Raw genomic sequence first — 13,862 nt, forward strand, 5'->3', positions numbered from 1 at the left:
CCGGCCGGTGCGGTGGTGGACCACACCGGCCGGCCGCGGGCGACGGGCTCCGCCGGCGGTGGCGTCAGAACTGGCCGGCGGTGTTGCACTGGGCGACCTGGACCACGCAGTTCTTGACGCGGGCGGCCATGGCCTCGCCGTCCCAGGCGAAGAAGGCGTCGCCGTGCATCGAGGACGCCAGTCCGGACGACAGGGCAAAGCCGGCGTCGGTACCGCTTGCCGGATACGCGATCGAGAACGTCAGCGCCGGGATCGGGACGGGGTGGGTGGCCGGGCACGCACCGCCCTGGCCGAACGAGACGTGGTCGCGGTGGTTGGGGCTGTCGAGGTGCCGGCCGTCCCAGCAGTCCGGGAACCGCAGCGTGAAGTGCAGCGTGCCCCCCTCGCAGACCGGCCAGTTGCCGTCCGCGCTGCGGGTCCGGCCGTCCTGCGGGCCGCCGGCGCAGTAGAACTGGTTGACGGCTCCCTTGGGCGTGGCGACCTGCTTCTTGGCGTCGCCGGCGATCATGCGCAGGCCCTGCGGCATCGGCACCGTCTGCGACGGGTCCTTGAGCAGGCTGCCGTAGTACACGACGAACTGCTGCGGCTCGACCGGCTTGCCGTTCTCCAGCAGCGTCGGCACCCAGTACGCGGAGTGGTCCTCCAGCGGCTTGCAGCTCGAGGCGGTCAGCCGGGTCAGGTCCGCGGGCGTGGTCGACGCGTTCGTCGAGTCGTTGCCGACGAACGAGTGCAGGTGCGAGGCGCCCGGCAGGCCCGGGAGGACGATCGGGTCGTCCGGGGCCGAGTGACTGTAGGTGCACGTCGCGTTGAACTCGGGGTTGTGGTTGGCGCCGGCCGGGCGCGGCTTCGCCGGCAGCGCCCGGAACGCGGCCAGCTGCGCGGCCCAGGCGGCCGCGTCGACGGGAATCCAGCCGGTCGCCGGGGAGGCGCTGGTGGGTGCCGGCGTGGAGGGCGCGGCGGGCGGGGAGGACGGCGGCGCGACGGTCGCCGTGCCGGTGCCGGGGGTGCTGAACGAGAACCAGTTGAGGTTCACGAAGTCACCGCCCTGCGGGCTGCGCGGGACCACGAACACCGCGTGCCGGCCGCCGGGTGCCGGCCGGGTGTCGGCCCGGGTCACCCACGCCTGCCAGCCGCCCGTGGCCGTCGCCGGGACCGCGGCCAGCAGCGGGCCGTCGGCCGCGTCCAGGTGCAGCTCGACCGCGCCGGTCCGGTCCGGATACGCGGCGGCCATCCGCACCGACGTCGTCAGCGGGCCCGCGGCGCCGAGGTCGACGCCGTCGTAGCGCAGCCAGTCGCCGTCCGCGAGCCAGCCGACGTTCCGGCCGCCGCCCGCGTCGGTGGTGTTCTCGGTGCGGGCTCCGTGCTGCGCGGCGTACTCGACCGCGCGCACCGCACCGCTCGGCGGACCCTCGCCGGTGCCGGCGTTCGCGGACGGTACGACCCGGGCGATGACGATGCCGAGCACGACCGCGAGCGCGGCGGCCCCGGCCATCGCGAGCCGCCGCTGGCCCCGCAAGCGTGGTGCAGCCACAATGCCTCCTGTTCGACGTCTGGGAACGCGAACGTATGGCAGTACCGTCGAAGCGCCATGGGTCTTAAGACCTATGCCGGAGGGGGACCCCTGTGATCACAGTGCTCGTCGTGGACGACAACCCGTCGGTCCGGGCGACGCTGCGCCCGCTGCTGGAGTCGCACGGGACGATCAGTGTGGTCGCCGAGGCCGGCAACGGGCGGGCCGCCCTGACCGCCGCGGCCCGGTTGAAGCCGCGGGTGACGCTGCTCGACCAGCGGATGCCCGTCGCGGACGGGCTCAGCGTCATCGACGAGCTGGCCCGGCTGAGCTCGGTGCTGGTGCTGACCGGCTCGGCCGACCCCGCGCTCGTCGCGCCGATGCTGCGCGGTGGTGCCCGTGGCTACCTGGTGTACGGGCAGTTCGACCCGCCCGACCTGGTGGCGGCGATCCATGCGGTAGCGGCCGGGCAGGGCTGGCTGACCCCGACGGCGGCGTCGATCGCGGCCTCGGCGATGCGCGACGCCTACGCCCGCGAGCGGGTGGCCGCGGACCGGGCGCGGGCTCACCGGGCAGCCCAGCAGCGGTACGGGCTGACCGAGCGTGAGGAGGAGGTCGTCGACCTGCTGTGCGCCGGGCTGTCGAACGCGGGGATCGCGCAGCGGCTGGCCGTGAGCGAGAAGACGGTGAAGAACCACCTCAACCGGGTGTTCGCCAAGCTCGGGGTGCTGAGCCGGACCGAGGCGGCGGCGCGCTGGCAGGGGTGGACGTGATCCGCCGCTGGCTGGGAGCCTCTGTCGTGGGGCTGGCGGTCGCCGCGACGGCGCTGGTACTTCCGGCGGTGCTGCCGTCCGCCTCGCCGATGCCCTACACCGCGCCGTCCGCGGTGCCATCGGCGGCCTCGCCGGCGGCGCCCATACATCCGACATTTCCGAAATTGGTGGTTGCCGCCGCGGACCCCGGCAATGAACGGCACGGCGTCGAGACCACCGCGTGCCCGACGTGCGCCTCGGGAAGCCGTGTCCAGTACGTCGGCCAGGGCCACGCGCTCGTCGTGCCGATCACCAGCCCGGTGGCGGGCCGGCGCACGCTGACGATCGTGTACGAGTCGAACGGCCCCCGGCCCCTGCACGTGATCGTCGGTGACCAGCCGACGGTCCAGCTCAGCCTGCCCGGCAAGGGCAGCTGGACCGAGCCCGCCCGGGTCGAGCTGCCCATCGACCTGCCGGCCGGTGACACCGTGATCCGGCTGTTCCACCCCGATCGGCCCGCCCCCGACCTGGACCAGCTCATCATCGCGTGAGTACGCTTCGCGCCGTGCTGCGCGTGCTGGCCCGGCCCTGGCTGACGGCCGTCGACGCGGCCCTCGTGTTCGCCGTGCTCGCGCGCAGTCACGGCACCCTCCCGTACGTGGCCGCCGCGGCCCTCGCCGCCGCCCTGGCCGGGGTCCGGCTCGGCTGGGCCGCGCTGCCGGTCTGGCTCGGCTACGCCCTGCAGGGCCTGGCCGTCTACGCGATCGCCCACGAGCGCAGCGGCGCGGCCGGCTACCAGCTCGCCACCGCCCCGCTCGTCGTCGGCGCGGGCGCGGGCGCGGTGGTGGGCGCCCGGCTCCTGGACCGCCAGCGGCGCCGGGCCCGGGCGCGGGTGGCGGCGGCCGAGCGCACCGCGGCCGGGCGCGAACGCGAGCGGCTGGCCCGGGAGCTGCACGACTCGGTGTCCAAGACGCTGCACGGCATGTCCCTGGCCGCGCACGCCCTGCACGGCCGGCCCGAGCTCGCGCACCGGCTCGCCGGTGCCATCTCCGAGGCGGCCGCGACCGCCGACCGCGAGACCCGCGAGATCCTCGAGGGGCTGCGCCTGGACCGTCCGGCCGAGGATCTCGGCGTGGCCGTCGAACGGCTCTGCCGGGCCTGGTCGGCGCGGACCGGCATCCCCGCCGCGTGCGCCGTGGACCCGGGGGAGCTGCCGGTCGCGGTGCGCTACGAGCTGCTGCGCATCGCCCACGAGGCCCTCACGAACATCGCCCGCCACGCGGGCGCGACCCGCGCGTTCGTCGCCGTCGCCCGGCGCACCGGCGCCGCGACGCTCACCGTCCGCGACGATGGGGGCGGCTTCGCGGTACCGGCCGACCTCGCGCTCCTGCAGGATCACGGCCACCTCGGTCTCGTCGGGATGGCCGAGCGGGCCCGCACCGTCGGCGGACGCCTCCACGTCCTGTCGGAGCCGGGCCGCGGCACCACGATCCGGGTCGACGTCCCGCTTGACGGCCGCCCACCGGAGCCCTGACACCAGGACCGGTACCGGTCACCGATCGCGCGCGCCGCTCGGGTGCGACCGCTCCGCGGGGTACCGGTACGGGTAGCGCCGCGCGAAGGCCAGATACCCCTGCGCGCGTTGCCGGAACGTCTGCTCCATGCGCGCGAGCTCCTGCGCATACGGCGAGCCCAGCCAGCGCAGCCGGCTGATGCGGGCCAGCTCGTCCGGCGGCTCGTCCTTGAACCGCTTGTCGCCGGCCGCCGCGAGGTGGTGCACCAGCTCCGTCTGCCGTCGAAGCCCGGCGAGCCAGGCGTCCTGGTAGAAATCGGCCTGACGCAGGCATTCCGCCGCCCGGTGGGCCGAGCCGAGCGGGCAGTGGTGCGAATCCGGCGGGACCCACATCGGCCACGCCTGCGGGTCCGCGTCAGGCGGCCGGACCAGGCGACCGGCGCAGGGCACCGGTCCCTCATCGGCGGCCGGGCATTCGCCGGCGGTCGTCGGCCCCGAACAATGACCCAGCCGGGCCGCGTTGGTTGCGTCGAGGATCTCAATACGATCGGAGGACATGACTCCGCCTCCCTGTCCGGCCGTTTCGGCCTCAATCTGCAGGATGCCGCCGCGGAGCCGGGGACCGGTAGGGCCGTGCGCATCCCTCCCGGCGGGCGTACGACCCGAAGGCGCCGGCACAGGGCCCGCGCCGCTGAGCCGATGCGGGCTCGATAACCCTTTTTTCGAGACCGAGGATTAGTGCACAATCGCTTGTTCCACCCCCTCGGCATTCGTACCGTCAGCACCCGTGCGAACCACCGCGAAGCTGCTCGCGCTCGGGAGCCTGGTCGCCGTGACACTGCTGTGGTGGTCGGGCCGGGCCACGTCGGCGCCGGGGATCGCGGCCGGCGGGCGGCTCGCCGCGCTCCTGTCCACCGATCTGCTGCTGCTCCAGGTGCTGCTGATGGCCCGCATCCCGTGGGTGGAGCGGGCGTTCGGGCAGGACCGGCTCGGGCGCTGGCACCGGTGGACCGGCGGCGCGTCGTTCGTCCTGCTGCTGGCGCACGCCGCGCTGGCCACGGCCGCCGCGCGGGAGAAGCTGCTCGCCTACCGGGGCGTGTGGCCGGCGGTCGCGGGGTTCGCCGCGCTCGTGCTCGTCGTGGTGACGTCGGTGCGCTGGGCCCGGCGGCTGCGCTACGAGACGTGGCACCTGCTGCACCTGTACGCGTACGCCGGCATCGCCCTGGCCGTCCCGCACGAGCTCTGGCTGGGCAGCGACTTCACCGCCCCGCTCGCGCAGCCCTTCTGGTGGGCCATGTACACGGCCGCGACCGGCTGCACCCTCGTCTTCCGGCTCGGCCTGCCGATCTGGCGGACCCTGCGGCACCGGCTGCGCGTCGACCGGGTCGTCGACGAGGCGCCGGGCCTGGTCTCCGTCTACCTGCGGGGCCGCCGCCTGGACCGCCTGCCCGCCCGGGCCGGGCAGTACTTCGTCTGGCGCTTCCTCGACGGCGGCGACGCGCTGCTGGGCAAGCCGTTCTCGCTCTCGGGCCCGCCCCGCGCCGACAGCCTGCGGATCACGGTGAAGACGGTGGGCGAGGGGACGGCCCGGGTCGCCGCGCTGCGCCCGGGGACCCGCGTGCTCATCGAGGGCCCGTACGGCCGGATGACCAACGACACCTACTCGGGCGGCCCGATCACGATGTTCGCCTGCGGCATCGGCGTGACCCCGCTGCTGGCGCTGCTGTGGGACCTGCCCTACGGCCACGGCAAGGCGACACTGGTGTACCGCACCCGCCACCCCCGCGACGTCATCTTCCTGCCGGAGCTGGAGTGGCTGGCCCGCGACCGCGGCGTCCGCCTGGTCCCGCTGGTGGGCCCCCGCGCGGCGGCCGGCTCCTGGCTGCCGGTCGGCTACGGCGACTACGACGACCAGGCCGCCCTGCGCTCCTTGGCCCCGGACCTGGCCGACCACGACGTGTACGTCTGCGGCCCCGACCCGTGGACCGACGCCGTCCTGCGCGCGGCGCGGCGCGTGGGCGTCCCGGCACCCAAGCTGCACCGCGAGCGCTTCGCCTGGTGAGCGCACTCAGAGCCCGAGCCGCCGCCTGCCTCGGCCCGGATCGAAGCCGGGCGGCGGTGATCCCGGGTGGTTGGAGGATGCTGGCGGTATGGACTCCGCCCTCCGGCAACGCCTTGAGCAACTGCACGCCGACGGTGTCGCGTTCGACGCGGCGCAATCCGAACGCCTGCTGACGCGGCGCAACCTCGAGCCGGCCAGTGCCCGGCTGCTGTGGTCGTTGACGCAGGTCGTCGGGGCGCGGGACGCGGTCGAGATCGGCACCTCCAACGGCTACTCGGCCATGTGGCTGGCCGACGCGCTCGCCCTGACCGGCGGCCACCTCACCAGCGTCGACATCGAGGTCCAGCCCGACGCCGAGCGCAACCTGGCGCCGTTCACGAACGTCAGCCTCCACGCGGGGGACGGCGGCGAGTATCTCGGGCGGCGGGCCGACGCGAGCGTGGACCTGCTGTTCCTCGACGCGGAGCGGACGCAGTACCCGGGCTGGTGGCCGCACCCCGTGCGCGTCCTGCGGCCCGGCGGCCTGCTGGTGATCGACAACGTGCTGTCGCACCCGGGGGAGGTGGCCGCATTCCTGGCCCTGCTCGCCGCCGAGCCGGGCGTGCGCGGGGAGACCATCGAGATCGGCAAGGGACTGCACCTGGCCTGGCCCGCCCGCTGACGCGCAAGGAATCGATGTCCTTCGACCCGTTGGTGCGGGTCGGACGTCCCTGGCCCCGGTGCACCGGCGCGCGCACGGTGAGGGGAGACCTGGGAGGGAACCATGGACACACAACCGGATCAGCAGCGGATCGTCGTGGGCTTCGACGGATCACCGGAGGCGGGCGCGGCCCTCGACTGGGCGGTGGACGAGGCCGAGCGCACCGGATGCCGGCTGCACATCGTGCACGCCTACCAGGTCGGCTGGCCGATCGGCTACTTCGACCAGCCCACCGCGCCCGCGGTCGAGCACACCCGGCGCCGCGCGGACCAGCTGGTCGCCGCGGCCGTCGCCGCCGTGCGGGCGCGGCGCCCCGGCCTGCCGGTGACCGGCATCGCGGTGCACGACGCCCCCGCGCCGGCCCTCATCCTCACCGGCACACCACACACGCGGCTGATCGTCGTGGGCAGCCGCGGCGCCGGCGGTGTCGCCGGTCTGCTGCTCGGCTCGGTCAGCCGGCAGGTCGCCTCCCACAGCTACGTGCCGGTGGTCGTCGTCCGCGGGCGGGCCACCGCCGGGCCCGTGGTCGTCGGCACCGACGGCTCGCCGGCCGCCGACGCGGCGCTGGAGTCGGCGTTCGCCGCGGCGGAGGCTCGCCACGCCCCGCTCGTGGCCGTCCGTGCGTACGTCCCACCGGCCACCCGGCCCGCGGCGATCGACGGCCTCGAGGCGACCGAGCGGGCCGCGCTCGACGCGTCGCTGCAGGGCTGGCGGGACAAGTACCCCGGCGTCGCCGTGACGGCGAGCCTGGGTGTCGGCAGCCCCGGCCCGATGCTGATCAACCGATCGCGCGGGGCGCAGCTGCTCGTCGTCGGCAGCCGGGGTCGTGGCGTGCTCACCGGGCTGCTCCTCGGCTCGACGGGACATCAGCTCATGCAGCACGCCGCCTGCCCAGTCGTCGTCGCGCACACCCGCACGGCCGCCTGAGCCGCCGTCACCGCATCACGCCGCGCGGGTCGCGTGCCGCCACAGCGCGGCCGCGACCCACGCCAGCCACGCGAACAGCAGCAGGCCGTACGCGGCGTAGGCCCAGCCGAGCACCGGGCGGAGCAATTCGCAGACGAGCCCGACCGCGCCGGTGACCATGCCGAGCCGGGCGGGTCCGGCGCCGAACGGCCCGTGGCGCATCAACAGCGCGAGCAGGAGGATGCCGAGCGTCTGCAGCACGCCGATCACGGCCGGCCCGCCGTCGAGCGCGAGCAGGACCTCCGCGCCGGCGACGAACGGTGCCCGCTCGGGCGCTGTCGCGACGGCGGCGAACCGATCGCTCAGCACGACCATGGCCAACGATCCGTCGCCGGTGGTGGGCCAGGCGAACGACACGGCCCACGAGGCGACAGCCACCAGGCCGGCGATGGCCGCGTAGCCGCGCCCGCGATGGCGCACCGCCACGGCCAGCGCGAGACAGACGACCATCAACAGCAGGCTCGGCGCGAGCCAGAGCAGCTGCCGGACGATGTAGACCGTCCGGTGGTCATGGACGAACGCCAGCACGGCCTCGCCTCCGGACCGGGGCGGCGCGGCGGTGACGGCGACGATGACCAGGGCCACGGCGTACAGGACGACCGCGAGACCGGCACAGACGGCCCCGGCCCGGTAGAGCTGGCCCCACGCGGGGCCGGTTGGCACGCTCCGGGAATCCACACCCGCATCCTGGGCCGCGGTCCCGGTGATCACCAGGGTCGTCGGTCGCACGCGGCCGGGACCGTCGCCCCGGGCGCGCACCGGCCTGCGCCGGCCCTCGGGGCCGGCCCGCGCGGGCGCGTTCGTCACCGCCGGCGGCGCCCGGGTGTCACGGCTGGGCGTAGGGGCTGGCCCACTCGTGGCCGTCGGGCGCGTCGAGGCGTTCGACCTGGTCCGCGCTCAGCTTCAGCGCCACCCCGTCCAGCGCGGCGTCGAGCTGGTGCAGCTTGCTCCCGCCGAGCATCGGCCGGATGCCGCGCCCGGCGAGCCACGCGAGGACGACCTGGCCCCGCGTCGCGCCCGTCTCCGCCGCGACCGCGTCGAGTGCGGCCAGGCGGGCCTCGTTGCCGCTGTGGGAGTACACCTGCGGAATCTCTTTGCCTGGATTGTCATAAGCCCCGGACAGCAGTGGTGTGTACGCCCACAGCTCCATCCCGTGCGCGGAGGCGTAGTCGACCTGCTCGTCACTGAGCACGCCGAACCGGTGCGCGACGCCGGGTGGCAGCGTGCCCGGCCGCGGCCGCAGATAGGTGGCGTTGAGCTGGAACGCGTCGAACGCTTTGCCGCCGCTCGCCCGGGCGTGGACGCGCCCGCGTTCGGTGAGCCAGGCGGGGAAGTTGGACACGCCGACCCGCGCGGTCGCCAGCCCGCTCAGCGCGTCCACCGTCGCCTCGATCGGGACCGAGCGGTCCTCCTGGTGCAGCCACAGCATGTCCACCCGATCGACGCCGAGCCGGTCCAGGCTCCCCGCGAACGCGGCCCGCACGGCGTCCGGCGCGAGCCCCTCCCGCCGGTCCGGCCACGACCCGGGCTCGATCGGCTCGGCGCCGAGCTTGGTGGCCAGCTTGACGCGCTCGCGTACCCCGGGCCGGGCCGCCAGCCACCGTCCGAGGACCCGCTCGCTGTCCCCGCCCCGCCCGTCGGCACTGGCCCAGAACGCATAGCAGTCGGCCGTGTCGATCCACTCGCCGCCCCGCTCCACGAACCGGTCGAGCAGCGCGAACGAGGTCTCCTCGTCAATGGTGGTCCCGAACATCATGGCCCCGAGCACCAGCTCCGTCATACCGCGACTCTGGCACCTGGAGTGCACTCCAGGTCAAGCGGGCGCGGCCCGGGCGATGTACCGTTTCGGCGATTCGATGTCGATGGCCGCCGGCTCGGCGGCCGGTCGGGAGCCTGCCGTGCCGCCGCGCCTTCGGACCGCCGTGCGGGCGGTCATCCTGGACGGGGACGACCGGGTCCTGCTCTGCCGGTTCGTCGCTCCCCATCCGGCCGTCCCGAGCGGCGCGCCGGGCGTCTGGGCTGCTCCGGGCGGCGGCATCGAGCCAGGCGAGGACCGGCTGTCCGCGCTGCGCCGGGAGCTTCGGGAGGAGACCGGCCTGGTCCTCGCCGCCGACCCGCCGCACGTCTGGCATCAGGTGGTCGTCGAAGCCGGCCACGCGCCCGGCTTCGACGGCATCGTCAACGACTACTTCCTGGTCCGCACCGCCCACTTCGAGCCGCGCGGCGCGTGCACCGCCGGCGAGCTCGCCGCCGAGCTCATTGCCGGCTTCCGATGGTGGCGGCCGGCCGAGATCGCCGGCTACGCCGGGCCCGACCTGTTCTCCCCGCGTGACCTGGCCGCGCTGCTGACCGGCCTGCTCGCGACCGGGGTGCCCGCCGACCCCGTGCCGATGGGCCTGTGACAACGGGAAGCCTCACGTAGCATCTGTGGCGTTCGATCGTTCGGCGACGCGGCATCGGGGGCTCAGACGTGGACGAAGAGCAGGCAGGCGCGGACGTGACGGTCAACGCCGAGGGACCGGCCGACGCGGCAGCGGCCCCGCCGAAGCGGCGGCGGCTGCGCAGAGTGCTGCTCCGGTCGCTCATCGCGCTCGCCGTCCTCGCCGCACTGTGCGGCATCGGCGGCACCTACTACTTCGACTCCGTCGCGCTCCCCACGGATCTCACCCTCGCCCAGGCGACGACCATCTACTACGCCGACGGCACGACTGTCATGTCCCGCATCGGCGCGAACCGCACGCTCGTCGCCATCGGCCAGATTCCCGTCGACGTCCAGCACGCCGTCGTCGCCGCCGAGGACCCGTCGTTCTACAGCAACGAAGGTGTCGACTACCGCGACATGGTCGGCGCGGCCTGGAACCGCGTCTTCGGCGACGGCACCGAGGGCGCCGCGACGATCAGCCAGCAGTACGCCCGCATCTGGGGCGACCTGCAGGGCGAGACCGCCTCCCGCAAGGCCCGCGAGTCGGTCATCGCGCTGAAGCTCAACGAGCAGTACAGCAAAGACCAGATCCTCGAGATGTACCTCAACACCGTCTACTTCGGCCGCGGCGCCTACGGGATCGAGGCGGCGGCGCAGGGGTACTTCGGCAAGCCCGCGACGGACCTGACGCTCGCCGAGGGCCTGGTCCTGGCCGGCGTCCTCGACAAGCCCGGCGGCGAGGGCAAGGGCAGCCCGTTCGACCCGCGGGTCGACGAGTCCCGGGCGCACGAGCGCTTCGACCAGATCAAGGGCCGCCTGCTCGACCTGGAGTTCGTGACCGCGGACCAGGCCCGGCAGCTGGCGTACCCGGCGAACGTGCTCACGCTCGCCGAGGGCCGCTCCCGCTCGCTGAGCGCGGCCGGCCTGGACAAGGCCGAGGGCCTGATCGTGCACCACGTGCTCGGCGAGGTCGCCGCGCTCACCGACCCGCGGACCGGGAAGCTGCTCTACGCGGACACCGACCTCGACGGCAAGCAGCAGTTCGACCGGGTCCGCAACGGCGGACTGAAGATCGTCACCACGATCGACCCGGTGGTCCAGCGGGCGGCGGTGCGCGAGGCGAGCCGCAACATGGAGTCGAACCTGGCCGGGCAGCCGGACAACCTCCAGGCCGCGCTCGTGGCGGTCGAGCCGGGGACCGGTGCGGTCAAGGCCTACTACGGCGGTTACCAGGGCACCGGCTTCGACTACGCCGGCTACTACGCCGACCCGGTCCTGGGCGACGGCCAGGACTCCTGCTGCGGCGGCCACCCGGCCGGGGCGTCGTTCAACGTCTACGCGCTGGCGGCCGGGCTCATCGCCGGATACTCCACCGACTCCCGCTGGAACGGCGAGTCCCCGCAGGCGTTCCCGAACAGCGGCCGCGCCGGTGCGAACCCGGTCCGCAACATCGGCGGCCCGGCCGCCCCGCCCTGCGCCTCCCGCTCCGCGAAGTGGTGCACCCTCGAGGAGTCGGCCGCCCTGTCCCTGAGCACCCCGTTCTTCGCCCTGGCCGAGGCCGTCGGCCCCGACCGGGTCATCGACACCGCCCGCGCCGCCGGCATCAGCAGCCTCTGGGCGACTGTCGACGGCAAGGCCGAGAAGGTGGACCTGACGAAGGCGGACGGCAGGTCGCTGTACCCGAGGAGGTTCGGCACCGAGGTTGCGATCGGGCAGTACCCGGTGACGGTGCTCGACCAGGCCGCCGGCATGGCGACGTTCGCCGCGGGCGGCCAGGCCGCCCGCACGCACTTCCTGAAGGAGGTGTGGACGGCGGGCAAGAAGACCTACGCCGAGGTCGTCAACCCGGTCCGTATCCCCGGCTTCACCCCGCAGATGGCCGCGGACCTCAACGCCGCGCTCCAGGCCACTCCGCAGCGGTACAACCTGCGCCTGTCCGACAACCGCCAGACCGCGGGCATCGCCGGCACCTGGCAGTTCGGCGCCACCACCGACCCGGCCCACGCCTGGATGGCCGGCTACACCGCCTCCGACGACCGCTCCCGCGGCCTGGCGGTCGCCGTCTGGGTGGGCAACAAGGCCGAGGAACGCAAGCTGGTCGACAAGCAGGGCCAGCCGGTCACCGGCCCCACGCTCCCCGCCACGATCTGGCGCGACTTCCTGGACACCGCCCTGACCGAGACCAAAGCGCCGGTCGCCACCTTCGCCCCGAAAGCCGGCGTGGGCGACAAGAAGGTAGGCAACGGCATCCAGCCCTGACCCGGCACGCGCATCACCGGCCGGCCGGCCACTGCCCCCGGCTCGTCGTGCTCCAGCGCGATGGCATCGTCGGAGAAGTACAGCGCGTGCACGTCGTAGGGGAACGGCACGGAGGCGTCGCCGAGTTCCCGGACACGGTCGAGCGGCTCCAGTCGCCGGGTCATACCGATCTTGACGATCCCGGGGCCGAATGCCCCGATGTTCGAGATGACGTACACATAGCCGGCGCGGATGTTGGCGATGCGGTAGTCGTTGTCCTGGATGGCCTTGTCGATCTCGGCCAGCCGCCCGGCCAGCTCGGCCGCCTTGGCCTCGTCGCCGTTGGCCCGCAGCACGGTCAGGACACTCGCGTAGTGCGCCCGCTCCTTGTCCAGGCGCTCGCGCTCCGCCGCCAGCTCCTGCTCTGCGCGGCGCTGCTCGCGCAGGAGCTCCCGCTCCTCGCGGGCCCGCTCCCGCTCCTGCTGCGCCTTGACCTGGAAGTCCGCGGTCAGCTCCAGCTCGCGGATCCGCAGCGCGTGATACTGCGGGTTGATCCGCATCTCCATGATGACGCCGAGCTTCTCGATCGCGGTGACGGCCGACTCGAGGCGCTTCCTCGCGGTCGTGATGTTGCCCGCGCGCAGGGAGCGGACGCAGTTGTCAGCCTCCGCGTTGTACGCCCGCAACATGAGCCTGGACAGGTCCGCGACCATCTTGCGGCCCTTGGCGAGCGAGCCGGAAAAGGTGAACATGTCCGCGGCGAGCACCGCGTCGCCGGCCTTGATGATCCCGTCCATCTCGGCCTCGACGCCTCGGAGCCGCTCTTTGTAGGCGGCCGCGTCCTCGAGCGGATGGTGGTATCGGTAGATCCCCACGTCCTGCAGGACGCGCCTGTCGTCCAGCTCGACCAGGGCGTCGTCCGCCGCCCGCGTGGCCAGTGCGGCTTCGAGCTCGGCGATGCGGGCCAGCAGCGCGGCCCGGTCGTCGCCGCGCGGGTCGGGCCGCCGCGGTGCAGGCTCCGGCGCCGGGGCCACCGGCTCCGGGCCGGGCTGAGCCAGGTCGGGTGCCCACAGCGCCCACCCGGCGGGCGGCGGCGGCCACGCCGGGTCGGGCTTCCAGCCGGCGGGTGGCACCCAGCCGGCCGGTGGCCGCGGCCATCCCGGCGGCGGGTTGAACCGCACGGTCACCGCCCCCGCACCCGCACGCCGGCACTGGAGTCCGCCGGCGCGAGGTCGAACGGCGACTTGGACAGGGCCGCCCCGAGATGCAGGAGCGTGGCGTGCGGGACCACGTTCGCCAGGTCGAAGGCCGTGAAGGTGTCCCGGTCGGCGGCCACGATCACGAGGGGCACCGCCTCGGGCAGCCCGGTCGCCGGGGCGATGGTCCGCGTGCTGACGGTGAGCGCGACGGAGCGGATCTTTCCGGCCCGGTCGGCCTCGAAGACCTCGTGGAGGGTGCGCACCGCCACCTGCCACACCGCGCCCGCGTACCGGTCCTTCTGCTGCTTCACCGGCAGCGTGGTGTGCGTGATCTCGTCGGCGGCCTTGACGTACCGGTACTCCTTGACCCGCGGGACCAGGCCCGGCTCCGGCACGACCGCATCGAGTGTGAGCTCGCGGGTGCCGATGTCGAACCGATGCTCGTGCAGCACGGGGAAGGCGTCCGGGTAGACGGAGTTGGCCAGCACGACCCCGACATA

Annotated in this window: 13 protein-coding genes and 1 pseudogene; 8 read left to right on the plus strand and 6 right to left on the minus strand. The window is 74.1% G+C overall.

Annotated elements, in window-relative coordinates; genetic code table 11:
- Positions 1-64: 64 nt before the first annotated feature.
- Positions 65-1,531: a DUF1996 domain-containing protein gene (locus Dvina_RS23290; protein WP_246656391.1), complete on the minus strand. Its 1,467-nt coding sequence runs from the start codon at positions 1,529-1,531 to the stop codon at positions 65-67.
- A gap of 92 nt (positions 1,532-1,623) precedes the next feature.
- On the opposite strand from Dvina_RS23290, the gene Dvina_RS23295 reads away from it, so the two are divergent.
- Genes Dvina_RS23295 through Dvina_RS23305 form a run of 3 tightly spaced genes read left to right on the plus strand, consistent with a single transcriptional unit; the run spans position 1,624 to position 3,796 of the window.
- Positions 1,624-2,283 carry a response regulator gene (locus Dvina_RS23295; RefSeq protein WP_223104578.1) on the plus strand — a complete coding sequence of 220 codons (660 nt, stop codon included), beginning with the start codon at positions 1,624-1,626 and terminating at the stop codon, positions 2,281-2,283.
- Complete coding sequence (locus Dvina_RS23300; RefSeq protein ID WP_223104579.1) at positions 2,274-2,813, plus strand: carbohydrate-binding protein; 540 nt, start codon at positions 2,274-2,276, stop codon at positions 2,811-2,813. The genes Dvina_RS23295 and Dvina_RS23300 overlap by 10 nt, the downstream gene beginning before the upstream one ends.
- Positions 2,810-3,796, plus strand: coding sequence for a sensor histidine kinase (locus Dvina_RS23305; protein WP_223104580.1), 987 nt, complete (start codon positions 2,810-2,812; stop codon positions 3,794-3,796). The genes Dvina_RS23300 and Dvina_RS23305 overlap by 4 nt, the downstream gene beginning before the upstream one ends.
- 18 nt (positions 3,797-3,814) lie before the next feature.
- On the opposite strand, the gene Dvina_RS23310 is transcribed toward Dvina_RS23305, so the two are convergent.
- Complete coding sequence (locus Dvina_RS23310) at positions 3,815-4,333, minus strand: hypothetical protein (protein WP_223104581.1); 519 nt, start codon at positions 4,331-4,333, stop codon at positions 3,815-3,817.
- Between the two features lie 229 nt (positions 4,334-4,562).
- On the opposite strand from Dvina_RS23310, the gene Dvina_RS23315 reads away from it, so the two are divergent.
- The 3 genes from Dvina_RS23315 (at position 4,563) to Dvina_RS23325 (ending at position 7,464) form a co-directional block, all read left to right on the plus strand.
- On the plus strand, positions 4,563-5,837 hold the full coding sequence (locus tag Dvina_RS23315) for a ferredoxin reductase family protein (RefSeq protein ID WP_246656392.1): 1,275 nt from the start codon (positions 4,563-4,565) through the stop codon (positions 5,835-5,837).
- Between the two features lie 88 nt (positions 5,838-5,925).
- Positions 5,926-6,498 carry an O-methyltransferase gene (locus Dvina_RS23320; RefSeq protein WP_223104582.1) on the plus strand — a complete coding sequence of 191 codons (573 nt, stop codon included), beginning with the start codon at positions 5,926-5,928 and terminating at the stop codon, positions 6,496-6,498.
- A 102-nt stretch (positions 6,499-6,600) separates the two neighbouring features.
- Positions 6,601-7,464 carry a universal stress protein gene (locus tag Dvina_RS23325; protein ID WP_223104583.1) on the plus strand — a complete coding sequence of 288 codons (864 nt, stop codon included), beginning with the start codon at positions 6,601-6,603 and terminating at the stop codon, positions 7,462-7,464.
- Between the two features lie 15 nt (positions 7,465-7,479).
- Here Dvina_RS23325 and Dvina_RS23330 read toward each other — a convergent pair whose 3' ends face one another.
- Both Dvina_RS23330 and Dvina_RS23335 read right to left on the minus strand, forming a co-directional pair.
- Entirely contained in the window at positions 7,480-8,181 is a 702-nt protein-coding gene (locus tag Dvina_RS23330) for a hypothetical protein (protein ID WP_223104584.1), read from the minus strand.
- 148 nt (positions 8,182-8,329) lie between these two features.
- A complete protein-coding gene (locus Dvina_RS23335; protein WP_223104585.1) occupies positions 8,330-9,283 on the minus strand; it encodes an aldo/keto reductase in 954 nt (317 codons plus the stop codon).
- Positions 9,284-9,401: 118 nt separating this feature from the next.
- Between Dvina_RS23335 and Dvina_RS23340 the strand changes: the two genes are divergently transcribed.
- Positions 9,402-9,905: an NUDIX hydrolase gene (locus tag Dvina_RS23340; RefSeq protein WP_223104586.1), complete on the plus strand. Its 504-nt coding sequence runs from the start codon at positions 9,402-9,404 to the stop codon at positions 9,903-9,905.
- Positions 9,906-9,973: 68 nt separating this feature from the next.
- Positions 9,974-12,184: a transglycosylase domain-containing protein gene (locus tag Dvina_RS55260; protein ID WP_223104587.1), complete on the plus strand. Its 2,211-nt coding sequence runs from the start codon at positions 9,974-9,976 to the stop codon at positions 12,182-12,184.
- Between the two features lie 107 nt (positions 12,185-12,291).
- Here the strand turns inward: Dvina_RS55260 and Dvina_RS55525 are convergent.
- Together Dvina_RS55525 and Dvina_RS23350 are read right to left on the minus strand one after the other, a co-directional pair.
- A pseudogene (locus Dvina_RS55525) lies at positions 12,292-12,960 on the minus strand (SNIPE associated domain-containing protein); the annotation flags it as partial.
- 386 nt (positions 12,961-13,346) lie between these two features.
- Positions 13,347-13,850: a hypothetical protein gene (locus Dvina_RS23350; RefSeq protein WP_223104588.1), complete on the minus strand. Its 504-nt coding sequence runs from the start codon at positions 13,848-13,850 to the stop codon at positions 13,347-13,349.
- Between the last annotated feature and the right edge of the window lie 12 nt (positions 13,851-13,862).

The sequence above is a fragment of the Dactylosporangium vinaceum genome, assembly GCF_019904175.1.
GTDB classification, from domain to species: domain Bacteria; phylum Actinomycetota; class Actinomycetes; order Mycobacteriales; family Micromonosporaceae; genus Dactylosporangium; species Dactylosporangium vinaceum.